Consider the following 26,293-nt stretch of genomic DNA (forward strand, 5'->3'; position numbering starts at 1 on the left):
CCTATCCGAGCGGCAGTTTCCGTCCAGTGGATTGTCCGGCCCTGCCGTAGCGTCAAGCCGCGGCGCGGCGGCGCGAGCCAAGGATCAGGTTGGCGAAATTGGCCGAGAAGATGATCGCCGCGCCAAGGAAAACGAACGGGTCCAGCGGCTCGGCATAAAGCGCGAAGCCGACCAGCGCGATGATCGGCAGGCGGGCGAATTCCATCGGCGCCACCAGCGTTGCGGGCGCGTGGCGCAGCGCCGAGGTCAGCGAGAAATGCGCCGACAATCCCGTCACCGCGATCACGACAAGCCACGGCGACAGCGCAAGGCTGGGCCAGGTGAAGCCCGCCCCGATCGCCAGCACCAGCCCCATCACCGTCTGGCTGAGCGTCATCCAGAACAGCACCGTGAGCACGCGGTCGAACTGCATGATCTTGCGCGTGAAGATCAGGTTCATCGCGAAGCCCATCGCGCAGAGCACGCCCGCGGCATGACCCGCGTTCAGCGGCTGCACGCCCGGCTGCGCCACGATCAGCACGCCGATGAAGCCCGCGACCGTCACCATCAGTTTCAGACCGGTCAGACGCTCGCCCAGAAGCAAGGGCGCCAGCAGCACGACCCAGATCGGGCTGGTGAATTCCAGCGCGATGAGCTGCGACAGCGGAATCATCATCAGGCCGTAGAACCACATGTTCTGGCCGAAGAAGTGAAACACGTTGCGCACGAGGTGCAGCTTCCAGTGCTGCGTCCGGGCGAGGGACAGGTTGCCCGAGCCGACGCGGATCACCAGAAGGATGATCGCAAAACCCAGAAGCGAGCGCCAGAACATCAGCTCGAACGTGTTCAGCTCGGCCTGGACCGCCCGGCCTGAAACCGCCATCAGCACGAAGGACAGGATCGCCCCGCACATCCAGAGCGCCGCTTTCAGCGGCTGCTGTTGCGGTTCGGGACGCGGATGGGGGCCGTCCTGTACGGTTGTCATGCTGTTCCTCCGGGCGGTGCGGGCCGCTTCGGCATGGATAGGGGCAGCCGGCAGGCAGGGCAAGCCCGGTTCGCATGTTAAGTATCGCCGCCGCCGTCCCAGTGCGGCCAATAGCGCAGGTGCATCGCCGCGCGATCCCTGATAGAAACACTCGGATTACACCGGAGGCCTCCATGAAACGCCGTCAGTTCCTTGCCACGTCCGGTCTTGCCGCGCTGGGCGCGACCACGCTCGGGCTTGGCGTGGCAAGCCTTGCCCGCAAGGCGCAGGCCGCGCCGATGGCGATGACCATCCAGCCCGCCCGCTATGCGCTGGAAGGCACCGTGACCGAGGGGATGATCAGCCTGTCTCCCGACGCGCCGCCGCCGGTTCTGCGGCTGCGGCGCGGGGTGGAATTTGTGGCCGAAGTCACCAACCAGGCCGAGGATTACACCGCGATGCACTGGCACGGGCTGCGCATCCGCAACGACATGGACGGTGTGCCCTATCTCACGCAGGTGCCGATGGGGCCGGGCGACCGCTATCGCTATGCCTTCACGCCGATGGATGCGGGCACGTTCTGGTATCACCCGCATTGCAACACGATGGACCAGATGGCGCGCGGCCTCACCGGCGTGCTGATCGTCGAGGATGACGAGGATCCGGGCTTCGATCTGGACCTGCCGGTCAATCTGCGCGACTGGCGACTGGGCGACGACAGCCAGTTCATCGACCTCTATACCGCGCGCGGGGCCGCCCGGGCGGGGACCTTCGGCACGGTGATGACGGCGAACTGGGCGCAGGATCCGATCTATGACGCGCCCGCGGGCGGCCTGGTGCGTCTGCGGCTGGCCGCGACCGACACGACGCGCGTCTACCGTTTGCATCTGCCCGGGGCCGAGGGGCGGGTGATCGCCCTCGACGGCCATCCGGTGATCGACCCGGTCGGCTGGCCGGCACCGGACGCGCCGCTGATCCTGGGCCCCGGGCAACGCGCCGACCTGGCGATCCGGATGCCCGCCGGAGAGGGCGCGGAACTGGCCCTGCTCAACGAACAGCCGGGCGGCCCGCGGAGCCTCTTGCGCCTGCGCGCAACGGGCGAGGACCTGGGGCACGCGCTGGACGATCTGCGGCCGCTGACGGCGAATGCCCTGCCCGAGCCCGATCTGGACAATGCCGAGCTGATCGAGTTCGTCTTCGGCTGGTCCCCCGACGACGCGCCGGTGAACAACGGTTTTTGCGGCACGCTGGGCTACACGTTCTGGTCGATCAACCGCGAGGCCTGGCCGGGCGATGCCTCGGCCTCCGATCCGCTGGCGGTGCTGGAACGCGGGCGGACCTATATCCTGCGGCTGCGCAACGAAAGCCCCAACGACCACCCGATCCACCTGCACGGCATGATCTTCAAGCCGATCGCCTCGAACCGCCGCGAGGTGGCGCAGAACTGGCTCGATACCGCGATGCTGCTCGAGGAAGAGACGATGGACGTGGTGCTGGTCGCCGACAATCCCGGCGACTGGGCGTTTCACTGCCATGTCATCGAACACCAGAAGACCGGCCTGACGGGCTATCTGCGCGTGACCTGACGGGGCACTGCCCCTGCCGGCATCAGCGCAAGATTGATTTTGCCGAACGCGGCGCCTGCGCTAGCCTGATCGCGCCGGAACGAATCCGGCTTTTCACGACATGTCAGGAGGGGGAATCATGAACAAGGGCGTTCCGGGAAGCGGCAAGGGCTCGTCCTCGCAGGGCACCTTGCCCGGGGGCGGAAAGAAACAGGCGGGCAGCGGCGGCAATTCCGACGACAGCCGCGTCGGCTCGGGCCTGCCATCGGGCGGCGGCAAGGGCGGCTCGAAGTAAGCGCCACGCCGGCAAAAGAAAGGCCGGCCCGAGGGCCGGCCAGTTGGACGAAACCTGACCCGAGGGAACGAAAGTCAGGGCGGACGTCGCAACGAACGGGAAACGACGGGTGAACGCGGTTGCCATGCGTGTCACCCGGCGCGGCTCACCACTCGTTCGGGCCCTTGTCGGCGAAACGGGCGACAAGGAAATCGATGAAAGCGCGGACCTTGGGCTGCGTGTAGCGCCCCGGCGGATAGACGGCATAGATGCCCAGCGTGGTCTGCGGCAGGTCGGGGATCACGTCCTCGACCAGACCCTGCGCCATCGCGTCGTGGTACAGGAAGCTCGGCAGATAAGCGATGCCCAGCCCCTTCACGGCGGCATTGAGCAGCGATTGCCCGTCATTGACCGTCAGCCAGCCCGCGCCGCGGACCTGACGCACCTCGCCCGAGGGCGCGGCGATCTTCCACACATTGGCGCTGGCCTGGTTCGAATAATGCAAGAGCCGGTGTTCGTTCAGATCGTCGATCTTCATCGGACGGCCATGCGCCTGGAAATATTTCGGCGCGGCGATCAGGCGTTGCGTCGTCTCGGTGATCTTGCGCGCCCTGAGCGAGCTGTCTTCCATCTCGCCCACGCGGATCGACATGTCGAACCCTTCCGAGATCAGCTCGACATAGCGGTTCTTCAGCACCATGTTGACGCTGATTTCCGGGAATTCGGTCAGAAACTCGTCCAGCACGGGCGACAGCAGGCTGACGCCGAAATCCGTGGCCACCGACATCCGCAGCACGCCCGAGGGCGCCGATTGCATCGCCGTGACGATGCTGTCCGCTTCGCCCGCATCGTTCAGGACGCGGCGGGCGCGGTCATAATAGACAAGCCCGATTTCCGTGGGACTGACACGGCGGGTCGTGCGGTTCAGAAGCCGCGCACCCAGCCGGGCTTCCAGGGACGAGACATGCTTGGAAACGGCGGATTTCGAGATCCCCATCTTCCGCGCGGCATCGGTGAATCCCCCCTGATCGACCACCGTGGCGAAGGCTTCCATTTCGGTCAGACGGTCCATAGCGCACCCATACCCAGACAGTTTCGATGTTTCCGTTAGACACCCCAATTGGGGCGCGATCTGGGCGGGGCCGGGGAATTGACGGGGCGTTTGTTTGCGCTGAAATGACAGTGGAAACCTTGCGGTTGCACTGTTTCGTTTTCGGCGCCCGATTGTCTGTGTCAGGTCGCAAATTCCACGACACTCAGCCAGACTGTCAACGTCAGCGCACTCAGCAGCGTTGACTGAGCGACGACAGTCGCCGACAGCCGCCGGTCCGCGCCGAACCCCGCCGCCAGCACATGCGCGGCCGAGGCCGTGGGCAGGGCCGCGAACATGACCAGTCCCTGCGTCAGGGCCGGATCGGCGCCGATGGTCAGGCAGACGACCAGCGTCATGGCAGGCAACAGCAGCAGCTTGACCGCCACCAGCACCGCGCTGAACGCATCGAACTGGGCCAGCGCGCGCCAGTCCATCGTCGCGCCCACCGACACCAGAGCGATGGGAATCGCCGCCTGTGCCAGCAAGTCAAGCGGTGCCATCACCAGCACGGGCACGCGCACGCCGCTGACCCCCACCAGAACCCCGGCGACCGAAGCCAGCAGGAACGGGTTCAGCGCCACCTTCCGAACCGTGGCCCCCAGGCCCAGATTGCCGCCCCGCGACAGGGCCGAGACGGCAAAGATATTGGCCATCGGCACCGCCATGCCCGCCATCACCGCCATCATCCCGGCATCGGCCAGGCTCAGCGCGCCCACAGCCACGAAACCCATGGCGGTGTTGAAGCGCCACGCGGTCTGCCAGGCGCCCGCGAAATCCAGAAACCGCTGAGGTCCCACGCGCCGCGCGGCATAGCCCGCGATCAGGCCCAGCGTCAGGATCGCCCAGACCGAAGGCCCGATCACCGCCATCTGCGCGGGGACGATGGGCCGACTGGCGGCGGCGGTGAACAGCAGGGCGGGAAACAGGATCTCGAAATTCAGCCGGTCGAGCCCGGTCCAGGCATTCTCGGACAGTCGCCTGCGTACAAGGCCTCCCAGCCCCACCAGAAGGAAGCTGGGGATCAGCCCGGCAAGAACCGTGGCAAAGACCACTTACAGCGACGCGGCCAGCCGGGCGCCCTGATCGATGGCGCGCTTGGCGTCCAGCTCGGCCGCCACGTCGGCGCCGCCGATGACATGGACGCGCCCGCCCGCCACCTCGATCGCATCGGCCAGCGCGCGGTTCGATTCCTGCCCCGCGCACAGGATCACGCTCTCGACCGCCAGCTCTTGCGGGCCATTCGGCGTGCCCAGCGTGATCCCCTCGGGCGTGATCGCCTCGTAGGTGACGCCGCCCACCATCTTCACGCCGCGCGCGGAAAGCCCCGCGCGGTGGATCCAGCCGGTGGTCTTGCCCAGCCGCTTGCCCGGTTTCTCGGCCTTGCGCTGCAGCAGCGTGACCTGCCGGACGGGCGCGGGCGGCTGGGGCGTAGCCAGCCCGCCGGGGACCTCGGACGGATCGGCGACCCCCCATTCCCGGCGCCATTCCTCGGGATGCAGGGTCGGCGAGTCGCCGTCTCCCAGCACGTATTCCGCCACATCGAAGCCGATCCCGCCCGCGCCGATCACCGCGACGCTGTCCCCCACCGGCGAGCGGCCCCGGAGCACGTCGATATAGCTCAGCACATGCGGCGCATCCTCGCCCGGGATACCCGGATCGCGCGGATTGACGCCGGTGGCGACGATCACCTCGTCGAAACCGGCCAGATCGTCGGGCGTGGCCTCATGGCCCAGTTTCACGGTGATCCCCGATTGCGCGACCATCGTCTCGAACCAGCCGACCAGACCGTGGAATTCCTCCTTGCCCGGAATGACGCGCGCCATGTTCAGTTGTCCGCCCAGCACGCTGTCCTTCTCGAACAGCGTCACCTTGTGTCCGCGCTGATCGGCCACCAGCGCCGCCATCAGCCCGGCGGGCCCCGCGCCGACAACGGCCACGCTCTTGGGTGCCTCGGCCGGCAGGTAGTTCAGCTCGGTCTCGTGGCAGGCGCGCGGATTGACCAGACAGGTCGAGACCTTGCCGCTGAACGTATGGTCCAGACAGGCCTGGTTGCAGCCGATGCAGGGTGCGATGGTCGCGGCCTTGCCCGCCGCCGCCTTGGCCACGAATTGCGCATCGGCCAGGAAGGGGCGCGCCATCGACACCATGTCGGCGCAGCCCTCGGCCAGCACCTGTTCCGCCACCTCGGGCGTGTTGATCCGGTTCGAGGTGATCAGCGGGATGCCCACCTTGCCCATCAGCTTCTTCGTCACCCAGGCGAAGCCCGCGCGCGGCACGCTGGTGGCGATGGTCGGCACCCGCGCCTCGTGCCAGCCGATCCCGGTATTCAGCATCGTGGCGCCGGCGGCCTCGATGGCCTTGGCCAGTTGCGTCACTTCGTCGAAGGTCTGACCGTTCGGCACCAGGTCCAACAGCGAGATGCGGTAGATGATGATGAAATCCGGCCCCACGGCCTCGCGCACACGCTTGACCACCTCGACCGGCAGGCGCATCCGGTTCTCGTAGCTGCCGCCCCAGCGATCCTCGCGCTTGTTGACATGCAGGCACAGGAACTGGTTGAGGAAATACCCCTCGGATCCCATCACCTCGACACCGTCATAGCCCGCCTCTTTCGCGCGGATAGCCGCCGTGGCGAAGTCGGCGATCTGTTTCTCGATCCCCTCTTCATCCAGTTCCTTGGGTGGAAAGGGCGAGATCGGCGACTTGATGGCCGAGGAACTCACGCAATCGGGCCCATAGGCGTAGCGCCCGGCATGCAGGATCTGCATCGCGATCTTGCCGCCCTCGGCATGGACGGCATCGGTGACGATCCTGTGGTTGGCGATGTCCTGAGGCGTGTAGAGCCCGGCGGCACCCGGAAACACGCCGCCCTCGGGATTGGGCGCCATCCCGCCGGTGACGATCAGCCCGACGCCTCCCGCCGCGCGCTCGGCGTAATAGGTCGCGACCCGCTGCCAGTCGCCGCGCTCTTCCAGGCCGGAATGCATCGACCCCATGAGCACACGGTTTTTCAGCGTTGTGAAGCCCAGATCGAGCGGGGCAAGCATATGCGGATAGGGGCTGGACATCGGCGTCTCCTCCGGTCTGGCGATGTGGTCGTCACCCTAGCCGGGCAGGCCGGATTGTCATCCGAAACCTTGCGTCAGTGCCGCCCGTCGTCTCCTGCACGCGGCATGCCCTTTCACTTTGCCACAAATACTCAATTCCGGCCGCGCCGTCCCGCATGCGGCCGGGCTGTCGCGCTTCAGCCAGCGCTGCGGCCCGCGCCGAAGCGCAGCACCACCCAGCCGAACAGCGCCATCGCCAGAATGGCCAGCACCGATCCGGCCTTGGCCAGCGCCTCGCCCTGACCCGAGATCGCCATGGCGATACCCGGCACCAGCACGATCACCGCCAGCACCGACAGGCCGTAATGCGCCCAGCCCAGCCGTGAGCGCGCCGCGTCGGGCGAGACGGCATAGTAAAGCCCGGCAATCGACAAAGCGACGAAGCCGATCAGGTTCAGGTGTCCATGCGCGGGCGACAGCGAATGATCGGCCGACGCCGACATGACGATGCCCCAGCCCATGCCGATCAGGGCAAAGAGCGCGGCGGTCACAAGGCAGGTCTTGGGAAGATGTGTCATGGCTTTAATCCTTGAGGAAAAACGGGTCTTGAAGGGAAACGGGAGCCTTCAGCCGGCGACGATCTCGACGCCCGTCTGTTTCGCGGCGGCGATCAGGGCGGGAATATCGGGCGGGCCGTCGGAGGCGGGGAAATCCCACGATCCCGCGTCCACCGGATCGCCGAGCCCGGCGAAGAACGCGTCATGCACGGCGCCCGGCGCGTTGAAGATCATCAGGCGACCGGGCGTGTCGCCGACATTGGTGAAGGCATGCACGGCGCCCGACGGGATCGTCACGCTGTCGCCGCCGGTGACGCGAACCGTCCGGTCGCCCAGCAGGAACTCGAACTGCCCCTCCAGCACGACGAAGGCTTCTTCTTCGCCCGGGTGGCGGTTGGGCGGGGCGCCCGCACCGGGAGCAACCCGGGCTTCGACAAGGCAATAGGTGCCGTTCGTCTCGTGGCTGAATTTGTGAAAGTGCAGGATGTTTCCGAGAAGATGAAATCGACGATGCGTTGCCACGGTGAAAACTCCGGGTATAATGGGAATAAGTCTTATAATGAGACACTAGTCTCACATTTTTGAATTGGCAAGCGGCATGACGAACGGACGCAGCGCGCAGAAATCCCGGACGCGGTCGGCCCTGCTGCAGGCCGCGCGCGAGCTTTCGGCGGCGGGGCAGGAGATCACCGTTCAGGCCGTGGCGCGGCACGCGAATATCTCGAAGGCGACGGCGTATCGTTACTTCTCGGATCCCGGCGTCCTGGCCTCGGAAGCCACGCTCGATGTCGCGGTGACACCCACTGTGCTTCTGCTGGGCGACGAGACGGATGTGCGCCGGCGCGTGCATATCGTCAGCGACTATTTCCGCCGGTTCGGTCGCGAGCACGAGCCGGGCTTTCGCAAGTTCCTGGCGCGGATGATGGATGCCTGGGCACCCGACAAGCCGATCCGGCGCGGCGCCCGGCGCATCCCGGCCTTCGAGACCGCGCTGGAGCCGGTTCGCGCGCGCATGACAGAGGCCGATTTCCGGATGCTGATCCTGTGCCTGACCACCACCGGGACCGGCATCGAATACCACATTGCCGCGCGCGATGTCTGCGGATTGGAGGATGACGACGCGGACCGCGTCGGTCGCGCCGCCGTCGACGCGCTGCTGGACCGGTTCCTGCCTGCGGCGTGACCGGTGGATTGATCGGTGTCCGTTGTCTGCTAGGCTCCATCCGACGCGAGCGTGAGGGAACCGGATCATGGCAAAGCCGAGACTGCTGACGGGCGGCAATCCGCAGATCCCCAAGGGTTTGGGCGACGCCCCCGTGCGTGCCTATATCGACGCGCTCGAGGGCTGGAAGCGGCAGGCCTGCGAAGATCTGGACAGGGTGATTTCCAGGTCGATCCCCGGGGTCCGCAAGGCGGTCAAATGGAACTCGCCCTTCTACGGGCCGGCGGGCGGTGACTATGTCGTCAGTTACCACGTCATGACGCGGTACGTGAAAGTCGCCTTCTTCGCGGGTGCCTCGCTCGATCCGCCGCCGCCCGAAGGATCGAAGGACCCGTCCACGCGCTATCTGCATGTCAGCGAGAAGGCGCCCCTCGACGAGGCGCGGCTGGCCGATTGGTGTCGCCAGGCCAGCGCGCTGCCCGGTTTCGGCAAGGTTGCGGATTAACGCTCGAACGGCCGTTCGAAATCGTCGCCCCGCGGCACCCGGCCCGAGCCCGGCCCGACCGGATCCAGATGGATGATGACTTCGGCGCCGGGGATCTCGGCCTCCAGCTTGTGCTCCAGCCCGTCGGCGACCGCGTGGGCCTCGTTCAGGGTCTGCCGGCCATCCAGTTCGACATGCAGCGAAATGAAGGTCCGGCTGCCTGCCATCCGGGTCTTCACGTCGTGATGACCGGTGATGCCGGGCCAGTCGGCGGCGATCACGTTGATCCGCTGGACCACTTCGGGCGCGGCGGCGTGGTCCATGAGCGCGTTCCAGGCCTCGCGCCCGATTTTCAGGCCGCTGCGCGCCAGCCACAGGGCCGCCAGCGCCGCGACGATGGAATCGACGCGCGACAATCCCCACAGGGCCGAGGTCGCCAGCGCCGCCAGAACCCCCAGCGTGGGCAAGAGGTCGCCGAGGTAATGCAGCGAATCGGCGGCGACGACCTTGTTGCCGGTCGCGCGGGCGACATAACGCTGCCAGAGCACCAGCGCGATGGTCAGCACGACCGAGACCAGCATCACCACGATGCCCCAGCCTTCTTCCGCCGGCGGCCGGGCCTCGGCGGCGAACAGCCGCGACAGGGCCATCGCCATGATCACCAGCGCCGAGGTCAGCACCAGCGCCGATTGCGCCAGCGCCGCCAGGTCCTCGGCCGAGGAATGGCCGAACGTGTGGTCGGAATCGGCGGGCCGCGCGGCATAGGCGATGGCGGCCAGCGCGCCCACCGACATCATCACGTCAAGCGCGTTGTCCGCCAGCGACGCCGCAACCGACAGCGCGCCCGTGGCGATCAGCGCCCAGAGCTTCAGCACCACCAGCGTGACCGCCACCCCGACCGAGGCCAGCCCGGCGGACATGTTCAGCCATTGGGTCTGGCGGGAATCAGAAGCGGCGGGGGTCGTCATGGGGGTCAGCATGGCGCTTCGGTAGCCCCCGGTCCAGTCCGCTGCAACGCAGAATCTGGGGATAAGCGCCGCTGCGCCGGGCGGCCATCCCCTGCGGTCGCTTGCGCGCAAAAGGGCACGTCGCGCGTCGTGCCTTGCCCGGCTCCCGCACCGGGGGCAGTATCGGCAGGCCATCCGCAGGAGAGACCCCATGCCCGAGCTTCACACGCTGATCACCTATCTTGCCGTGCTGACCGGGTTCGTGTTCTTTCCGGGCCCGTCGATCCTGCTGACGCTCGCGCGCGCGTCCAGCTCGGGCACGCGGGTGGGCGTCGCCACCAGCCTTGGCATCGCGCTGGGCGATCTCATGCATACCGCGCTGGCGGTGGTGGGGATCTCGGCCATCGTGCTGGCCTCGGCCGAGGCGTTCTTCGTCATCAAGATGCTGGGCGCGGGCTACCTGATCTGGCTGGGCCTGCGCAGCTTTTTCGAAGGCGCGCCCGACCTGGCCCGCGCCCGCCCGCTGGGCGCGGGGCGGGCGTTCCGGCAGGCGATGCTGGCCGAGCTCTTGAACCCCAAATCGGCGATGTTCTTCCTTGCCTTCCTGCCGCAATTCGTCGACCCCGCGCTGGGCCGGGTCGCGCTGCAACTCAGCGTTCTGGGTCTTCTGTTCGTCGCGATGGGCACGCTGGCCACGTTGATCGTGGCGGTCGGCGCGGGGCGCGTGTCGCGGATCCTGCAGGCCAACCCCGCCATCCGGCGTTGGCAGGGCAAGGTGGTGGGCGGTGTCTATTGCGCGCTGGGCCTGCGGTTGGCGCTGCAGGAGCGCTGAACGCACCGTGTTACAATTCGTAAGGATTGCGACAAACTGCGGCAAAACTCGGCCGCCACCAATCTAGCACCGCGCGGCGGACCCTGAATGGAGGCGGGGTTTGCCGGGCGCGACATGGGAGGAGACAGAGTGGTGACCACGACCGCAACGCAGTCGGCGCTGGAATCCGTGCCCGCGCTGCTCGCGCGCAACGCCATCGAGAATGCCAACCTGACCGCCTATCGCGAGAAGGAATTCGGCATCTGGCAATCCTGGACCTGGAAACAGGTGAAGGCCGAGGTCGATGCGCTGGCGATGGGCTTTCTGGCGCTCGGCATGGCCCCGGGCGATCACGTCGCCATCATCGGCCGCAACCGCCCGGCCCTGTACTGGTCGATGGTCGCGGCGCAATCCGTGGGGGCCGTGCCCGTCGCCCTGTATCAGGACGCGGCCGCCGACGAGATGGCCTATGTGCTGGACCATTGCGGCGCGCGCTTTGCCATCTGCGGCGATCAGGAGCAGGTCGACAAGGTCATTGAGGTGCAGGAGGAGGTCTCGGGGATCGAGCAGATCCTGTATCTCGACAAGCGCGGCATGCGCAAATACGACCACGCCCGCATGAACTGGCTGATGGACGTGCAGGCCGAGGGTCTGGCCGCGCGCAGCCGGTTCGAGGCGGAACTGAAGACGCGGCGCGCCGCGCTGAATTACGACAGCACCTGCGTGATGCTTTACACGTCGGGGACGACCGGCAAGCCCAAGGGCGTGGTCCTGTCCAACCGCAACATCCTGGAAACCGCCAAGGCCTCGTGCCAGTTCGACACGCTGACCCGCAAGGACGAGATCCTCGCCTATCTGCCGATGGCCTGGGTCGGCGATTTCATCTTCTCGATGGGTCAGGCCTATTGGGCGGGGTTCTGCGTCAACTGCCCGGAAAACGAAACCACCATGGCCGCCGATCTGCGCGAGATCGGGCCGACCTATTTCTTTGCCCCGCCCCGCGTCTTCGAGACCATGCTGACGCAGGTGATGATCCGCATGGAAGACGCGAGCGCCGCGAAAAAGCGCATGTTCGACAAGTACATGGCCCATGCCCGCAAGGTCGGCGGCCTGATCCTTGACGGCAAGCCCGTCTCGGCGGGCGACCGGCTGAAGTACCGCATGGGCGAGATGCTGGTCTACGGGCCGCTGAAGAACACGCTGGGCCTGTCCAATATCCGCGTGGCCTATACCGCGGGCGAGGCGATCGGGCCCGAGATCTTCGATTTCTACCGCTCGCTGGGCATCAACCTGAAGCAGCTTTACGGCCAGACCGAGGCCTCGGTCTTCATCACCCAGCAGCCCGATGGCGAGGTGCGTTCGGATACGGTGGGCGTGCCGTCGCCGGGTGTCGAGGTGAAGATCGCCGAGTCGGGTGAAGTGTTCTACCGCTCGCCGGGTGTCTTCGTGGAATATTACAAGAACCCCGAAAGCACCGCGTCCACCAAGGATGCCGAAGGCTGGGTCGCCACCGGCGATGCGGGTTTCTTCGAGCCCGATACAGGCCATTTGCGGATCATCGACCGGGCGAAGGACGTGGGCAAGATGGCCGATGGCCGGATGTTCGCGCCCAAATATGTCGAGAACAAACTCAAGTTCTATCCCAACATCCTCGAGGCCGTGGTGTTCGGCAACGGGCGCGACCGCTGCGTGGCCTTCATCAATATCGACCTGAATGCCGTCGGCAACTGGGCCGAACGCAACAACATCGCCTATTCCAGCTATCAGGAACTGGCCGGCCATCCCCGCGTGCTGGCCACGATCCAGGAACATGTCGAGGCCGTGAATGCCTCGGTGGCCGAGGACCCGATGCTCTCGGGCTGCCAGATCCACCGCTTCCTGGTGCTGCACAAGGAACTCGATGCCGACGACGGCGAGATGACCCGCACCCGCAAGGTGCGCCGCAACATCGTCGCCGAGAAATTCGCCGACCTGATCGAGGGCCTCTATGGCGGTGCCGACAGCGTCTATACCGAGACCGAGGTCAGCTACGAGGACGGCCGCAAGGGCGTGCTGAAAGCGACGGTCGAGCTGCGCGACGCCAAGGTCGTGGCGCCTGACGGGCAGCGGATGGCGGCGGAATGAGGGATACGAACATGCTGGACCAATCCGCAGAAGGCTACGTCACCGCCGATGGTCGCCAGATCGGCCCCGTGGTGCTGGAGCTGAAGAACATCACCCTGCGTTTCGGGGGCGTCGAGGCGATAAAGAACATCTCTTTCGACATCCGCGAGGGTGAGATCCGCGCGATCATCGGCCCCAACGGCGCCGGCAAGTCGTCGATGATGAACGTCATCTCGGGCTTCTACGTGCCGCAGGAAGGCGAGATCATCTACAAGGGCTACAAGCGTGCCAAGATGCCGCCCTATCAGGTCGCGCGCACGGGGATCGCCAGGACGTTCCAGAACATCGCCCTGTTCGAGGGCATGTCGGTGCTCGACAACATCATGACGGGTCGGATGAACCTGATGAAATCGGGGTTCCTGAAACAGGCCCTGTGGTGGGGACCGGCCGCGCGCGAGGAAGACGAACACCGCGAGAAGGTCGAGAAGGTCATCGATTTCCTGGAGATCCAGCATATCCGCAAGACCCCGGTCGCGCGTCTGCCCTACGGTTTGAAAAAACGCGTCGAACTGGCGCGCGCGCTGGCCGCCGAGCCGCAGATCCTGCTGCTGGATGAGCCGATGGCGGGCATGAACGTCGAAGAGAAAGAGGACATGTCCCGCTTCATCCTCGACGTGAACGACGAATTCGGCACGACCATCGTGCTGATCGAGCACGACATGGGCGTGGTCATGGACCTGTCCGACCGCGTGGTGGTGATGGATTACGGCAAGAAGATCGGCGACGGCACGCCCGACGAGGTGCGGAACAATCAGGACGTGATCGACGCCTATCTCGGCGTCAGCCACGACGAATAAGGGGCAGGGCATGTCAGACAACGTACTCTTCGCGCTTGAAGCGGCGGCCAACGGCCTGACCGTGGGCATCATGTATTCGCTGGTGGCCCTGGGCTTCGTCCTGATCTTCAAGGCCTCGGGCATCTTCAACTTCGCGCAGGGCGTGCTGGCGCTGTTCGCGGCGCTGACGCTGGTGGGGTTCCAGACCGGGCAGGTGCCGTTCTCGCATCTGATCAACGCCATCTTCGGCACCAACATCCACGATTTCGGCTTCACCATGCCCGCCGTCCTGGCGATCATCCTGACCGTGCTGGTGATGATCCTGATCGCCATCCTGGTCGAGCGGCTGGTGCTGAAACATCTGGTCAACCAGGAGCCGATCATCCTGTTCATGGCCACGATCGGGCTGGCCTATTTCCTAGAAGGACTGGGCGACATCATGTGGGGGGCCGAGGTCAAGCGGCTGGATGTCGGCATCCCGCAGGGCATGTCGCCCTGGGTGGACGAAGTCACCTACAACCTGTTCGGCTATGGCTTCTACCTGGACGAGCTGTCGCTCTGGGCGCTGGGCATCGCGGCGGTGCTGGTGACGGCGCTCGTGATCTTCTCGCAATACACCAAGCAGGGCAGGGCGCTGCGCGCGGTGGCCGACGATCACCAGGCAGCTTTGTCGGTGGGCATCTCGCTGCGGTTCATCTGGGTGCTGACATGGTCCATCGCCGGCATCGTCGCGCTCGTCGCGGGGATCATGTGGGGGTCGAAATCGGGCGTGCAGTTCTCGCTGTCGCTGATCGCGCTGAAGGCGCTGCCGGTGCTCATTCTCGGCGGCTTCACCTCGATCCCCGGTGCCATCGTCGGCGGGCTTCTGATCGGCGTAGGCGAGAAGCTGTTCGATTTCTTCATGCAGCCGATCATCGGCGGCGCCACCGAGAACTGGTTTGCCTACATGCTTGCGCTGGTCTTCCTGCTGTTCCGTCCGCAGGGCCTGTTCGGCGAACGTATCATCGAGAGGGTCTGACACGATGCTTTACCGTGAAGCGGGCGATTTCAAGACGTCCTATGCCAGCGACAACCAGACCTTTCCGATCCGGTTTGACCGCACCGCCTATTGGGCCGTCATGGCCGTGGCCTTCCTGCTGGTGCCGATGGTGCTGACGGATTACTGGGCCAATTCCATCGTCATCCCCTTCCTGATCTACGTGATCGCGGCTTTGGGGCTGAACATCCTGATCGGCTATACCGGCCTTCTGTCGCTGGGCACCGCCGCCTTCATGGCCGTGGGCGCCTATTCGACCTTCAAGCTGACCACCGCCTTCCCCGAGATGCCGATCTATATCGTCTTCATCCTGTCGGGGCTGGTCACCTCGGCGGTGGGGGTGCTGTTCGGGCTGCCGTCCTTGAAGATCAAGGGCTTCTACCTGGCCGTGGCCACGCTGGCGGCGCAGTTCTTCCTGATCTGGCTGTTCACCCGCTATGGCTGGTTCTTCAACTACTCGTCGACCGGCCAGATCTCGATGCCCGAGCGCACCATGTTCGGGGTCGTCATCACCGGCGCCTCGGCCAGCTCGACGGCGGTCTATTTCACCTGCCTGATCTTCACCGTCGCGATGGCATGGCTGGCGCGCAACCTGACGCGCGGCACGCTGGGCCGCACTTGGATGGCGATCCGCGACATGGATATCGCGGCCGAGATCATCGGCGTGAATCCCCTGATCGCCAAGCTGTCCTCGTTTGCCGTGTCGTCCTTCTTCGTGGGCGTCGCCGGCGCGCTGACCTTCGCCGTCTATCTGGGCGCGGTCGAGGCGGGCGAGGCGTTCGGGATCAACAAGAGCTTCCTTGTGCTGTTCATGGTGATCATCGGCGGGCTGGGCTCGATCCTGGGCTCGTTCCTAGGGGCGGCGTTCCTTGTCGTGCTGCCGGTGCTGCTGAAACTGCTGCTGGTCGACGGGCTGGGCTGGCCCTCGGATCTGGCGCGGCACCTGGAGATCATGATCATCGGCGCGCTGATCATCATCGTGCTGATCGCCGAGCCGCACGGCATGGCCGCGCTGTGGCGCACCGTGAAAGAGAAACTGCGACTGTGGCCGTTCCCGCATTGAGGAGGGCGGGGCCGGATTACAGGGTTGGGAATAACGAACGAAACCGTCATCGACTGGGAGGAGAACCAATGAAGATGACCAAAATAGCCGCCTTGGTTGCGGCCGCTGCGATCGCCACGCCCGTGGTTGCGCAGGACCTGCACTTTCCGATGCTGAACTACCGGACCGGGCCTTTCGCCCCCGGCGGCATCCCCTTCGCCGATGGCTATCAGGACTACCTGACGCTCATCAACGAGCGCGACGGCGGTATCGGCGGCCTGCCGATCCGCACCACCGAATGCGAAACCGCCTACAATACCGAGCGCGGCGTCGAATGCTATGAATCGATCCGCGGCGACAGCCCGCTGATCGTGCAGCCGCTCTCGACTGGCATCACCTATCAGCTGATCCCCCGCGTGACCGAAGACGGCGTGCCGCTGCACACGATGGGTTACGGCCGGACCTCGGCCATGGAAGGCGAAACCTTCCCGTGGGTGTTCAACTATCCCGCCAATTACTGGGACGGCGCCTCGGTCGCGATCAACTACCTGCTCGATCAGAACGACGATTCGCTCGAAGGCAAGAAGATCGTCCTGATCTATCACAACTCGGCCTATGGCCGTGAGCCGATCCCGACGCTTCAGAACCTGTCCGAACGCTACGGCTTCGAACTGGTCGAGATCCCCGTCGACTCGCCCGGTCAGGAACAGTCCAGCCAGTGGCTGCAGATCCGTCGCGAGCGCCCGGATTACGTGATCATGTGGGGCTGGGGCGTGATGAACGCCGTCGCCATCCAGGAAGCCGCCAATATCCGCTTCCCGATGGAGAATTTCATCGGCATCTGGTGGTCGGGTTCGGAAAACGACGTGGTCCCGGTCGGTGCGGGCGCCGATGGCTACACCGCGCTGACCTTCCACGGTGTCGGCACCGATTACCCGGTCTATGACGACATCCAGACCTATGTCGTGGATCGCGGTCTTGCCGCCGGCAATGGCGACCAGATCGGCTCGGCGGTGTATTCGCGCGGTCTCTACGCGGCGATGCTGGCGGTCGAAGCCGCGCGCACCGCGCAGGAACTGGCCGGTCACGCCCAGATCACTCCGGCGGAAATGCGTGCGGGCATGGAAGCGCTCAGCATCTCCGAAGAGCGTCTGGCCGAACTGGGCCTGCCGAACTTCTCGGCGCCGTTCGACGTGTCCTGCCAGAACCACGGCGGTTCGGGCGCGGCGATGATCCAGCAATGGGATGCGGATACGCAGACCTGGAGCCTGATCACCGACTGGATCGATTCGGATCGCGAGCTGATCGGCGAACTCGCCACCGCCGATGCGGCGGCCTACGCGGCGGAAAACAACATCACGCCGGGCTGCCTGTAAGCGGTTCTGCAAGATCCGGGACGGGCGCTTCGCGCGCCCGTCCCACCCCCAACCGAGTTTCTGACGGGATTGCACCCATGTTCGACCACCGCCCAGACGCCCAGACCGCCGCCGAGACGCTGCTCGAGATCAACAATATCGAGGTGATCTACAACCACGTGATCCTCGTGCTCAAAGGTGTCAGCCTGTCGGTCCCCAAGGGCGGTATCACCGCGCTTCTGGGTGGCAACGGCGCGGGCAAGTCGACGACGCTGAAATCCATTTCCGGCCTGCTGAAATCCGAGCGTGGCGAGATCACCAAGGGATCGGTCGTCTATCGCGGCGAGAATCTCGCCGGGAAGGACCCCGCCGACCTGGTCAAGACCGGGGTCATCCAGGTGATGGAAGGCCGCCATTGCTTCGAACACCTGACGGTCGAGGAGAACCTGCTGACCGGCAGCTATACCCGCACCGACGGGCGCGGCGCGATCGCCGCCGATCTGGACATGGTCTACGAGTACTTTCCCCGGCTGAAGACCCGCCGCAAGTCGCAGGCGGGCTATACCTCGGGCGGTGAGCAGCAGATGGTCGCGATCGGCCGCGCGATGATGGCCCGCCCCGAGACGATCCTGCTGGACGAGCCCTCGATGGGGCTTGCGCCGCAGCTGGTCGAGCAGATCTTCGAGATCGTGAAACGGCTGAACGAAGAGCAGGGCGTGACCTTCCTGCTGGCCGAGCAGAACACCAACGTGGCGCTGAAATACGCCCATACCGGCTATATTCTGGAAAACGGCCGCGTCGTGATGGATGGCAGCGCCAAGGCACTGCGCGAGAATCCCGACGTGGCGGAATTCTATCTCGGCATGTCCGACAAGGGCCGGAAATCCTTCCGCGACGTGCGCAGCTATCGCCGCCGCAAACGCTGGCTGGCCTGAAAACCCCGCCGCCATCGCCACGCAGACCAAGAACGGGAGGCAATCGTGGGAGCCATGAGCAAGCATTTCGACACGCTGGAGACCCGCTCGGCCGATCAGCGCGCCGCCGATCTGGCGGTGGACCTTCCGCAATTGATCGCGCGCGCGCAGACGACCGCGGGGATGGAAAAGGCGCTGGGCGATATCGATCCCGCCGCGATCACCGACGCCGCCGCGCTTGCCGCGCTGCCGGTGCTGCGCAAATCCGAGCTGGTCGCCGCGCAGGGTCGGGCCGCGCCCTTCGGCGGTTATGCGGCGCTGGCGGTGCATGACTTCGACCATGTCTTCCAGTCCCCCGGCCCGATCTACGAGCCCGGCCGCGCCAGCCCCGACTGGTGGCGGCTGGGACGGTTCCTTGCGGCCTCGGGCGTGGGGCGCGGCGATATCGTGCAGAATTGCTTCGGCTATCACCTGACGCCCGCCGGGCTGATGTTCGAGAACGGCGCGCGGGCCGTCGGCGCCGCGGTGCTGCCCGCCGGAACCGGCCAGACCGAATTGCAGGTCCGTGCCGCCGTCGATATCGGCACCACGGCCTATGCGGGGACGCCCGATTACCTGAAGATCATCCTCGAGAAAGCCGACGAGATGGGCGAGACGCTGCGCCTGACCAAGGCGGTGGTCGGCGGCGGCGCGCTGTTTCCCAGCCTGCGGCAATTCTATGCCGACCGGGGCATCATCTGCCGCCAATGCTATGCCACCGCCGATCTGGGCAATATCGCCTACGAGACCGACGCGCTGGACGGCATGGTCATCGACGAGGGCGTGATCGTCGAGATCGTGCGCCCCGGCACCGGCGATCCGGTTCCGCATGGCGAGGTGGGCGAGGTGGTCGTGACCACGCTCAACCGCGATTACCCGCTGGTGCGCTTCGCCACCGGCGATCTGTCGGCGATCATGGAGGGCGAAAGCCCTTGCGGGCGCACCAATCTGCGCATCAGGGGCTGGATGGGCCGCGCCGATCAGACCACCAAGATCAAGGGCATGTTCGTGCGCCCCGAACAGGTCGCGGCCTTCGTGTCGCATCACGACGAGGTGGCGCGCGCCCGCGTCATCGCCTCGCGCGAGGGGGAAATGGACGTGATGACGGTGCGTATCGAAACCCGGGCGTCCAATCCGGCGTTGTATGAGCAAAGCGTGCTGGATACGCTGAAACTGCGGGGCAAGGTCGAGCTCGTGCCGCCCGGCACCCTGCCCAATGACGGCAAGGTGATCGAGGATCTGCGAAGCTACGAGTAACCTGAATGCCTCCGCAAACTGGGAGGCCCTGGATGACGACCCGTATTTTCGCCCTGCTGACGGCGGCTATTCTTTCCGCGACCCCGGTCTGGGGGCAATCCGGCACGGCGCTGATCGTCGCCAATGAAGATTACACCGAGCTGCGCAACGCGCGCGGATCGGGCGCCATGGTGCAGCTGGAGCGGATCCTCGGCGGCGCGGCCTTCGACGTCGACATCGCCACGAACCTGTCGGCCAACGCGATGCGGGCGGCTCTCTCGACGCTGTCCGCAAGCCTGCGCGACGACGGCCATGAACGGGTGGTGATCCTGTTTTCGGGCTATACCGTCAGCGCGGGCGGGACCGTCTGGCTGATGGGCACCGACAGCCGCGCGCCCGACATGGCGTCGGTCGAGGGCTATGGCGTGCGGCTGGACACCGTTCTGTCCATCGCGGGCCAGATTCAGGGCGGGGCCATCGTCGCGCTGGCGGATTACGGGTTTCCCGATGATCTGGATGGCGGGTTCCGGGGCGGATTGCCGCCGATGATCGAGGTGCCGCAGGGCGTGACGCTGGTGCGCGGCTCGTCGGTCGGCGTCGCCGCCGTGCTGCGCGACGTGAGCGCGCCGGGCACGACCGTCGGAGACGCGGCGGCGGGGCGCAGCGACGTCACGCTGGACGGGTTCAACCCGCCCTACCTGGCCTTCCTGCCCGACGGGACCAGCCCGGCGCCCGCGCCTGCCCCCGACCGCAGCCAGGAGGACCGCGTGGCGTGGCAGACGGCGCGCGATCTGGGCACGGTCGAAGGCTATGACGCTTATCTCTCGGCCTATCCGCAAGGCGCTTTCGTGGCCGAGGCCCGCGCCGCGCGTCAGCAGCTGATGAACACGCCCGAGCGGATCGAGGCGGCGCTGGGTCTGAGCCGGGACGAGCGCCGGGCGATCCAGCGGGACCTGACGATCCTGAATTTCGACCCGCGCGGCATCGACGGGATCTTCGGGTCGGGGACCCGGGGCGCGATACGGTCGTGGCAGGGGCGCAACGACATCGCGGTCACGGGATACCTGGACCGCGACCAGATCTTCCGCCTTGCACAGCAGGGCGCGCGCCGGGCGGCGGAGCTGGAGGAAGAAGCCCGCGCCCGCGCCGCCGAGCAGGAGCGGCAGGACCGGCAGTTCTGGCGCGATACCGGCTCGGGGCAGGACGAGGTGGGCATGCGCGCCTATCTCGAACGCTTCCCCGACGGGATCTTCGCCCCGGTCGCGCAGGACCGGCTGGCGCAGATCGAGGCGCAGCGCCGCGAGGCGGCGCAGGCGCGCGACCGCGCGGCCTGGGACCAGGCGGCGCAAGCCGACACGATCGCCGCGTATCAGGGCTATCTGCAGGCCAATCCCGACGGCGCCTTCGCCGAGCAGGCGCGGGGCCGGATCGAGGAATTGCGCCGCCCGGCACCGCCCGAGGTGGATTACGCCGCCGCGCAGGCCGAAGAGGACCTGATGCGGCTGCCGACCTTTACCCGCGTGATCGTCGAGCAGCGGCTCGAGCGGCTGGGGCTGGAACCGGGCCCGGCGGACGGGGTCTTCGACGATGACACGCGCCGGGCGATCCGGCGTTACCAGCGGCGCGCCGACCTGCCGGTGACGGGTTTCCTGACCCAGCCGATCGTCGCCCGGCTGCTGGCCGAGGGGGTGGTGGACATCCTGCGGTGAGGCGGGCGGGGCGGTCCGGGACCGCGAGCGGTGCGTGCAGAGCACGCACCCTACAGCGTCGCGCCGGTCGGGGCCGGTTATCACCGCCTGCCTTGGCCCCTGGCAAAGCAAAAGGCCGCGCTGATGCGCGGCCTTTTTCTGTCCCTCGGGTCCATCACGGTCCGGGCTTTTACCCTGAACCGGGCCAGACGGCCGCGGCTGGATCAGCCTTGGCGGGCCTTGAATTTCTTCTGGGTCTTGTTGATCACGTAGACGCGGCCTTTGCGGCGCACGATCTGGCAATCGCGGTGGCGCTGCTTCAGCGAGCGCAGGGAATTCTTGACCTTCATCGGTCGTCTCCTCTTCGCGGCGCTGGGCGCCTTGAAACTTTGACGCCCCCGGGAGGTCCCAGGGACGCGATGAACACCGGCCTAACAGGAAGGCCATGGTGGGCACGACAAGGTTCGAACTTGTGACCCCTACGATGTCAACGTAGTGCTCTACCACTGAGCTACGCGCCCGTCCGGCTGGCCCCGTCCCGAAGGGGAGCCGCGTCCGTGGACGGGTCTATAAAAGGACTCGGCGGGGTGCGCAAGGGCTTTCCGCACCGGATTTTTGCCCGATATAGTCGGGACAAAGGAAACCCCATGCCGCGTGCCATCGAGATCCATGAACCTGCCGAGATCACCTCGCCCGTGGTCTTTGCCTCGCCCCATTCCGGGCGGGTCTATCCGGCCGACATGATGGCCCGGGCGCAGGTGGACGGGCAGGTGCTGCGCTCGTCCGAGGATGCCTATATCGACCTGCTTCTGGGCGCCGCGCCGGCCTCCGGTGCGCCCTTGGTTACGACCGAGGTGCCGCGCGCCTATGTCGATTTCAACCGCGCCGCGGACGAGCTGGACCCGGCGCTGATCGAGGGGGCGCCGCGCGCCGGGCTCAACCCGCGAATCGCCTCGGGGCTCGGCGTGCTGGCGCGGGTCGTGTCGAACGGGCGGGCGATCTATCGCGGCAAGCTGCCACTGGCCGAGGCCGAGCGGCGAATCGCGCGGTACTGGGTGCCCTACCATGCCGGGCTGGGCGCGCTGATCGAGGCGCAGCGGGCGCGATTCGGGCAGGTCTTGCTGTGCGACATGCACTCGATGCCGCACGAGGCGCTGAGCGGCTACACCGCGCGCGGCGGCGCGCGGCCCGATATCGTGGTCGGCGACCGCTGGGGGGCTTCGGCCTCGGGCGGGGTGGTCGAACAGATCGAGCAGGTGCTGCGCGAGGCCGGGTTTCGGGTGGCGCGCAACGCGCCTTTCGCCGGGGCCTATGTCACCCAGCGCTACGGGCGGCCCTCGCAGGGGATGCACGCGGTCCAGATCGAGATCGACCGCGCGCTCTATCTCGATGAGCGGCGGGTCGAGCCGCTGCCAGATTTCCAAGGCTTCCGCCAGTTGATGGCCCGGGTCATCGGCCAATTGGCGGCGCTGCCTCTGGCACCTGAACTGGATACCGGGGCGCCGGACCTGGCGGCGGAATAGGCGGGTGCCCTGAAAACCGGCAGACAGCCGGTCACCGCCCGCATTCTTCCGGTTTCAAGACAAGTGTTTCTGCCGATTTGCGAAGCCGACACGCCACAAGTGATGTAACTTTGCGCTGCCGTGCTAAAAACGGCCTCAACTTTGGGCGGCGACCGCCGCCTTGTTGCAAAGCGCGCAACGACTCGTTCCATGCCGGGGCGGAGCGCCGACAATGACGTCAGTCCGACGTAAATGGGAGCCCATCGTGACACGACCCCTTCTTCTTGCCAGCCTGCTTGGCGCGGTGCTCGCCGCGCCCGCCGCCTTTGCCCAGACCTCGGTTCCGTTCACCCTGGACTGGCGTTTCGAAGGCCCGGCCGCGCCCTATTTCCTGGCCATCGACAACGGCTATTTCGAAGCCGAGGGCCTCGACGTCGAAATCTCGCCCGGACAGGGCTCGCTCGACGCGATTCCGAAAGTCGCCACCGGCGCCTTCCCGATCGGCTTTGCCGACATGGCCAGCGTCATCAAGTTCATCGATCAGAACCCCGATGCGCCGGTCACCGCGATCATGATGATGTACGACGTCCCGGCCTTTGCCGTCGTCGGGCGCCGCAGCCTGGGCGTGGAAACCCCCGCCGATCTGGAAGGCCGCGTGCTGGGCGCGCCGCCGCCCGATGGCGCCTGGGCGCAGTTCCCGGTCTTCGCGGCCGAGCAGGGCCTCGACATGGACGCGATCACCGTCGAGCCCGTGGGCTTCCCCACGCGCGAGCCGATGCTGGCCGAGGGCCAGGTCGCAGCCGTGACCGGCTTTTCGTTCACCTCGTCCTTGTCGACCATGCGTCTGGGCGTGCCCGAGGATGACATCGTCGTCATGCTGATGGCCGATTACGGCGTCGACCTCTATGGCAACGCGATCATCGTCAACACCGACTGGGCAGCCGAGAACCCGGAGCTGGTCACGGGCTTCCTGCGCGCCGTGGCGCAGGGCGTGCGCGACGCGGCGGCCGATCCCGAAGCGGGGGTCGCAGCGATTGCCGCACGCAACCCGGCGCTGGACAGCGAGCTGGAAGTCGCCCGCCTGAACATGGCGCTGCGCGACAATATCCTGACCGACTGGGTGATGGAGAACGGCATCGGCGGCATCGACGAGGAACGCTTCGCCTCGTCGCTGGAGCAGATCGCGATGACCTACGAGTTCACCAACGAGCCCGATGCGTCGCGCTATTTCACCAGCGAGTACCTGCCCACCGATGGCAGCCTGATGATGGAATGATCCGTCACGCGGGATGAAACAAAAAGGCCCGGTCGACCGACCGGGCCTTTTTCCGAGGGGACAGCAAGCGGGGACAAACGGGTGGAAAACCTGATCGACATCAAGGGCGTGACACATGCCTACAAGACAAAGGCCGGGCCCTTCCCGGTGTTGCGAGACCTGAACATCGCCATCCCGCAGCATTCCTTCTGCGCCGTGGTCGGGCCGTCGGGCTGCGGGAAATCGACGCTCACGCGGCTGATCGCGGGGCTGATGTTCCCTGATCAGGGCGAGGTCTGGCTGCATGGCGAGCTGGTGAAAAGCCCGCGAAAAACGGTGGGGATGGCGTTCCAGAACCCGGTTTTGCTGGAATGGCGCACGATCCTGCAGAACGTGATCCTGCCGCTGGAGATCGTCGCGCCGTCGATGCCCAAGGCGCAGAAAGAGGCCCGCGCGAAAGAGCTACTGGCGCTGGTCGGGCTGGAAGGCTTCGAAAACAAGCGCCCGTCCGAGCTGTCGGGCGGGATGCGCCAGCGCGCCAGCCTGTGCCGGGCGCTGGTGCACAAGCCCGACATCATCATTTTGGACGAGCCTTTCGGCGCGCTCGACGCCTTCACGCGCGAGGATCTGTGGCAGACCATGCACCAGCTGCGCGCGAAAGAGCCTTTCACCGCGCTTCTGATCACCCATGACCTGCGCGAAAGCGTCTATCTGGGCGATCAGGTGGTGGTGCTGTCGGGCCGCCCGGCGACGACGCAATACGTGATGCAGGTGGATGTGCCGGGGCCGCGTCCGCTGGAGATGCTTTACGAACCCGAGACGGTCGAGCGCCTGGCGGTGCTGCGCCGCGAGATCCAGATCGCGCAGGGGAGGGCGGTGGCATGATCGACTGGAAGAAGATCCTGATCCCGGTCAGCGCGATCGTCATCCTGCTGCTGTTGTGGGAGCTTCTGGTCTGGGTGATGGGCTGGCCCGATTACAAGATGGCCTCGCCTTCGGACCTGTGGCCTGCCTTCCTGCGCTACCAGGAGCTGTTCTGGCTGTACGGTTGGCAGACGCTGTGGCGCACCGTGGTGGGGCTGGGCGTGGCGGTGGTGTTCGGCACGCTTCTGGGCATGATCATGGGCCTGTCCAAGGTGATGAACGACGCCCTTTACCCGCTTCTGGTGGGGTTCAACGCAATCCCCAAGGCGACGGTCGTGCCGGTCATCGCGCTGATGTTCGTGGGGCAGCACGATTTCAACACGATCCTGATGGCCTTCATGATCTCGTTCTTTCCCATCGCCGTCTCGGTCGCCATCGGGTTGAGCACGCTTGAGCCCGAATATCGGGACATCCTGCGCTCGCTCGGGGCCAGCCGGATGACGGTGTTCTGGAAGATCGCCCTGCCGAAAACCTTGCCCGAGTTCTTCGGCGCGCTGAAAGTCGCGGTGACGCTGGCTTTCATCGGCACCAACCTTGTCGAGATCATCACGCCGCACGGGCGCGGGCTGGGGCATTTGTTCCAGAGCGCGCAGACCAACAGCGACTTCCCGCTGATGTTCGCGGTTCTGCTGGCGCTCGCGGCTTTGGGGATCGTGCTGTATTACGCGGTGGTGGCGCTCGAATACATCTTCGCGGGCTGGGCGGTGCGCACCGCGCATTGATCCGCGTCTGAGGCGAAGGCCCCGGACCCTTGCGGGCCCGGGGCCTTTTCTCGTGGCCTTTTTGCGGGGCCTTATCCGGGGCGCCGTTCGGATCAGTGCACGGTCGGCGGCGTGTCGGGCTTGGCGTCGCCCTCGGCCGCTTTGCGCGGCGCGGCGGTGCGGGTGGGGCGCGCCGGCTCGGTCGCAGGTTTGGGGTCGGCGCCACGGGTTGCCGTTGAAGCGGGCTTCGGGTCGGCCGTGCTGGCCGTTTTCGCCGCAGGCTGCGCGCCGGGTGCCGGGCGCAGGGGGGCGACCGTGGCGGTTTCGGTTTTTGCGGGGGAAACCGGGTTGGTCGCGGGCTTGGCTTGGGTCTTGGTCTGGGTCTTGGTCTGGGGCTTGGCCTGAGGTTTCGCCTCGGCCTTGGCCACAGGCACCGCCCTGGACCGGGTGGCCGGTTTGGCCTGGGCCTTGGGCGCCGTCGCCTTGCGGGCCGGGGCCGTCCGCACCACGGGGGCGGGCTTGGCGGCCTCGCGCGCCAGCGCCGACGCGCTGTCATGCGGGATGTATTGTGCCCAGAGGCCCCAGATCCGCAGGCTTTGCTCGATCTGCGCCTGCCAGAGGCTGGACCAGAAATGGATTGCCGGCGCGAAGGGGTGGCTGTGGTTGCTCATGGCGGTCTCCTCGGCTGGAACGGTTGGGTCGGATGTGACGCTGGGTCAGGCGAGTCTGGCCTTTATCCCTCGCGTACACTTTGATCCGTGACAAGCCGATGACTGAAA

Annotated in this window: 26 protein-coding genes and 1 tRNA gene; 17 read left to right on the top strand and 10 right to left on the bottom strand. The window is 66.2% G+C overall.

Annotation, left to right across the window (positions count from 1 at the left end; all coding sequences use genetic code 11):
• Positions 1-52: 52 nt before the first annotated feature.
• Entirely contained in the window at positions 53-964 is a 912-nt protein-coding gene (locus C4N9_RS07370; protein ID WP_109532675.1) for a DMT family transporter, read from the bottom strand.
• Between the two features lie 173 nt (positions 965-1,137).
• Between C4N9_RS07370 and C4N9_RS07375 the strand changes: the two genes are divergently transcribed.
• On the top strand, positions 1,138-2,529 hold the full coding sequence (locus C4N9_RS07375; protein WP_109532676.1) for a multicopper oxidase family protein: 1,392 nt from the start codon (positions 1,138-1,140) through the stop codon (positions 2,527-2,529).
• Positions 2,530-2,647: 118 nt separating this feature from the next.
• Complete coding sequence (locus tag C4N9_RS21850; protein WP_168192155.1) at positions 2,648-2,803, top strand: hypothetical protein; 156 nt, start codon at positions 2,648-2,650, stop codon at positions 2,801-2,803.
• Positions 2,804-2,948: 145 nt separating this feature from the next.
• Here the strand turns inward: C4N9_RS21850 and C4N9_RS07380 are convergent, their stop codons facing one another.
• The 5 genes from C4N9_RS07380 to C4N9_RS07400 form a co-directional block, all read right to left on the bottom strand.
• Positions 2,949-3,854, bottom strand: coding sequence for a LysR family transcriptional regulator (locus C4N9_RS07380; protein ID WP_109532677.1), 906 nt, complete (start codon positions 3,852-3,854; stop codon positions 2,949-2,951).
• Between the two features lie 161 nt (positions 3,855-4,015).
• Complete coding sequence (locus C4N9_RS07385) at positions 4,016-4,927, bottom strand: AEC family transporter (RefSeq protein WP_109532678.1); 912 nt, start codon at positions 4,925-4,927, stop codon at positions 4,016-4,018.
• On the bottom strand, positions 4,928-6,943 hold the full coding sequence (locus C4N9_RS07390; protein ID WP_109532679.1) for an NADPH-dependent 2,4-dienoyl-CoA reductase: 2,016 nt from the start codon (positions 6,941-6,943) through the stop codon (positions 4,928-4,930).
• Positions 6,944-7,119: 176 nt separating this feature from the next.
• Positions 7,120-7,500 carry a hypothetical protein gene (locus C4N9_RS07395; RefSeq protein WP_109532680.1) on the bottom strand — a complete coding sequence of 127 codons (381 nt, stop codon included), beginning with the start codon at positions 7,498-7,500 and terminating at the stop codon, positions 7,120-7,122.
• A gap of 48 nt (positions 7,501-7,548) precedes the next feature.
• A complete protein-coding gene (locus C4N9_RS07400) occupies positions 7,549-8,001 on the bottom strand; it encodes a cupin domain-containing protein (protein ID WP_245902488.1) in 453 nt (150 codons plus the stop codon).
• A gap of 76 nt (positions 8,002-8,077) precedes the next feature.
• Between C4N9_RS07400 and C4N9_RS07405 the strand changes: the two genes are divergently transcribed.
• A complete protein-coding gene (locus C4N9_RS07405; protein ID WP_109532682.1) occupies positions 8,078-8,662 on the top strand; it encodes a TetR/AcrR family transcriptional regulator in 585 nt (194 codons plus the stop codon).
• A 67-nt stretch (positions 8,663-8,729) separates the two neighbouring features.
• Entirely contained in the window at positions 8,730-9,146 is a 417-nt protein-coding gene (locus C4N9_RS07410) for a DUF1801 domain-containing protein (RefSeq protein WP_109532683.1), read from the top strand.
• Here the strand turns inward: C4N9_RS07410 and C4N9_RS07415 are convergent.
• Positions 9,143-10,105, bottom strand: a complete 963-nt coding sequence (locus C4N9_RS07415; protein ID WP_245902489.1) for a cation diffusion facilitator family transporter — start codon at positions 10,103-10,105, stop codon at positions 9,143-9,145. The genes C4N9_RS07410 and C4N9_RS07415 overlap by 4 nt on opposite strands.
• Before the next feature lie 178 nt (positions 10,106-10,283).
• Between C4N9_RS07415 and C4N9_RS07420 the strand changes: the two genes are divergently transcribed.
• The 9 genes from C4N9_RS07420 to C4N9_RS07460 all read left to right on the top strand — a co-directional run bounded on the left by C4N9_RS07420 (position 10,284) and on the right by C4N9_RS07460 (position 21,153).
• Complete coding sequence (locus C4N9_RS07420) at positions 10,284-10,904, top strand: LysE family translocator (protein WP_109532684.1); 621 nt, start codon at positions 10,284-10,286, stop codon at positions 10,902-10,904.
• Positions 10,905-11,018: 114 nt separating this feature from the next.
• Positions 11,019-13,007 carry an AMP-binding protein gene (locus tag C4N9_RS07425; RefSeq protein WP_109532937.1) on the top strand — a complete coding sequence of 663 codons (1,989 nt, stop codon included), beginning with the start codon at positions 11,019-11,021 and terminating at the stop codon, positions 13,005-13,007.
• 11 nt (positions 13,008-13,018) lie between these two features.
• A complete protein-coding gene (locus tag C4N9_RS07430) occupies positions 13,019-13,843 on the top strand; it encodes an ABC transporter ATP-binding protein (RefSeq protein ID WP_109532685.1) in 825 nt (274 codons plus the stop codon).
• A gap of 10 nt (positions 13,844-13,853) precedes the next feature.
• Positions 13,854-14,840, top strand: coding sequence for a branched-chain amino acid ABC transporter permease (locus tag C4N9_RS07435; protein ID WP_109532686.1), 987 nt, complete (start codon positions 13,854-13,856; stop codon positions 14,838-14,840).
• Positions 14,841-14,844: 4 nt separating this feature from the next.
• Positions 14,845-15,921 (top strand): branched-chain amino acid ABC transporter permease, encoded by a 1,077-nt coding sequence (locus tag C4N9_RS07440; RefSeq protein ID WP_109532687.1) that lies wholly within the window; start codon positions 14,845-14,847, stop codon positions 15,919-15,921.
• A 68-nt stretch (positions 15,922-15,989) separates the two neighbouring features.
• On the top strand, positions 15,990-17,276 hold the full coding sequence (locus C4N9_RS07445; protein ID WP_109532688.1) for an ABC transporter substrate-binding protein: 1,287 nt from the start codon (positions 15,990-15,992) through the stop codon (positions 17,274-17,276).
• 77 nt (positions 17,277-17,353) lie between these two features.
• A complete protein-coding gene (locus tag C4N9_RS07450) occupies positions 17,354-18,190 on the top strand; it encodes an ABC transporter ATP-binding protein (protein WP_109532689.1) in 837 nt (278 codons plus the stop codon).
• 54 nt (positions 18,191-18,244) lie between these two features.
• Complete coding sequence (locus C4N9_RS07455; protein ID WP_109532690.1) at positions 18,245-19,465, top strand: phenylacetate--CoA ligase family protein; 1,221 nt, start codon at positions 18,245-18,247, stop codon at positions 19,463-19,465.
• Positions 19,466-19,497: 32 nt separating this feature from the next.
• A complete protein-coding gene (locus C4N9_RS07460; RefSeq protein ID WP_168192156.1) occupies positions 19,498-21,153 on the top strand; it encodes a peptidoglycan-binding protein in 1,656 nt (551 codons plus the stop codon).
• 203 nt (positions 21,154-21,356) lie between these two features.
• Here C4N9_RS07460 and ykgO read toward each other — a convergent pair whose 3' ends face one another.
• Together ykgO and C4N9_RS07470 are read right to left on the bottom strand one after the other, a co-directional pair.
• Positions 21,357-21,482 carry a type B 50S ribosomal protein L36 gene (gene ykgO, locus C4N9_RS07465; RefSeq protein ID WP_072247233.1) on the bottom strand — a complete coding sequence of 42 codons (126 nt, stop codon included), beginning with the start codon at positions 21,480-21,482 and terminating at the stop codon, positions 21,357-21,359.
• Positions 21,483-21,578: 96 nt separating this feature from the next.
• A tRNA-Val gene (locus tag C4N9_RS07470) sits at positions 21,579-21,653 on the bottom strand.
• A 126-nt stretch (positions 21,654-21,779) separates the two neighbouring features.
• Between C4N9_RS07470 and C4N9_RS07475 the strand changes: the two genes are divergently transcribed.
• The 4 genes from C4N9_RS07475 (at position 21,780) to C4N9_RS07490 (ending at position 25,535) form a co-directional block, all read left to right on the top strand.
• A complete protein-coding gene (locus C4N9_RS07475; protein ID WP_109532692.1) occupies positions 21,780-22,655 on the top strand; it encodes an N-formylglutamate amidohydrolase in 876 nt (291 codons plus the stop codon).
• A gap of 271 nt (positions 22,656-22,926) precedes the next feature.
• Complete coding sequence (locus C4N9_RS07480) at positions 22,927-23,910, top strand: ABC transporter substrate-binding protein (protein WP_245902494.1); 984 nt, start codon at positions 22,927-22,929, stop codon at positions 23,908-23,910.
• An 81-nt stretch (positions 23,911-23,991) separates the two neighbouring features.
• Positions 23,992-24,774: an ABC transporter ATP-binding protein gene (locus C4N9_RS07485; protein ID WP_109532694.1), complete on the top strand. Its 783-nt coding sequence runs from the start codon at positions 23,992-23,994 to the stop codon at positions 24,772-24,774.
• Entirely contained in the window at positions 24,771-25,535 is a 765-nt protein-coding gene (locus tag C4N9_RS07490; protein WP_109532695.1) for an ABC transporter permease, read from the top strand. The genes C4N9_RS07485 and C4N9_RS07490 overlap by 4 nt, the downstream gene beginning before the upstream one ends.
• Positions 25,536-25,627: 92 nt before the next feature.
• On the opposite strand, the gene C4N9_RS21855 is transcribed toward C4N9_RS07490, so the two are convergent.
• Positions 25,628-26,185, bottom strand: coding sequence for a hypothetical protein (locus C4N9_RS21855; RefSeq protein ID WP_168192143.1), 558 nt, complete (start codon positions 26,183-26,185; stop codon positions 25,628-25,630).
• Positions 26,186-26,293: the final 108 nt, after the last annotated feature.

The sequence above is a fragment of the Pararhodobacter marinus genome (genome assembly GCF_003122215.1).
Lineage (GTDB): Bacteria > Pseudomonadota > Alphaproteobacteria > Rhodobacterales > Rhodobacteraceae > Pararhodobacter > Pararhodobacter marinus.